The following is a 949-nucleotide window of genomic DNA, read 5'->3' as shown; positions in this document are numbered from 1 at the left end:
CGGGCGGGGGCGGTGCCGGTGGGCAGGGCGAGGCGGCCGAGGACGGGGTCGACGGCGACCTGGTCGCCGACGGGGCGGTAGCGCCAGTCGGAGAGGTCGGCGGCAACGATCCGGCTCATCGGCACCGGGTCGTGCTCGGGATCGGGGCCGGTCCAGACGCACAGGCTCTTGCCGGGACCGTAGAAGTCGTACGGCCGTTCGGCCAGGGCGCGGCGGCCGATGGGCTCCGGGACGTTGGTCTCGTCGGCGACACGGCCGCTCGACGGCTCGGGCACCGGCGCGGTGAACAGGGGGGTGTCGACGGCGAGCACGTTGAAGGTGTAGCAGGCGTCGTCCCGGTCCAGGCAGTACGCGGGGGCGCGTGTCACCGAGTAGGTGCGCAGCCGCCACACGTGCAGGCCCACGGACTGGATGCCGTACCGGCCGGAGCGGCGCGGGGAGCCGGCGCGGGGCGCCTCGACGGTGCGGGCCAGTTCGTCGAACGGGCCGCCGGTGCCGGCCGGTGGCGCCGCCCTGCGTACGTCGACGAGCGCCCCGCGGGCCCGGCGCCGGCGGGCGTCGAGGTCGTCGGAGGTGTACCGGCGCACCGGCTGGGTGACGGCGAGGGCGCGGCGGTACTCGACGACGCGGGCGGGCCAGCCGGCCACGCCGGACGCCAGGTCCTCCAGGAGGGCAAGGGTGCCTTTGCGGCGGCGGTTGGCGACGGTGTCGGCGACGTCGCGGCGGGGCACGGCGGCGGCCGGGAGACCGGTGGCGCGGACGGTGTCGTCGAGCAGGGCGGCGGCGATGCCCGGCAGCACCTGGTAGCCGACGAGGTCGCCGATGTAGGGCGCCACCCAGTCGTCGCAGGTCTCGATGAACCAGTTGTCGTAGAGGCGGTCGATGTCCTCCTCGATGACCCGGGCCTGTTCGGCGATGACGGCGAGCAGCGCGTACAGCGGGCGCCCGC

The 949-nt window shown here is 75.9% G+C and carries 1 pseudogene; it reads right to left on the bottom strand.

Annotation, left to right across the window (positions count from 1 at the left end):
* Nucleotides 1-949, bottom strand: a pseudogene (locus CCN42_RS43035) (hypothetical protein); the annotation flags it as partial.

The organism is Streptomyces glaucescens (assembly GCF_002154375.1).
In the GTDB taxonomy this organism is placed as follows: domain Bacteria; phylum Actinomycetota; class Actinomycetes; order Streptomycetales; family Streptomycetaceae; genus Streptomyces; species Streptomyces glaucescens.
Note: the sequence above shows the minus strand (reverse complement) of the source record. Positions and strands in the feature narration are given on the sequence as shown.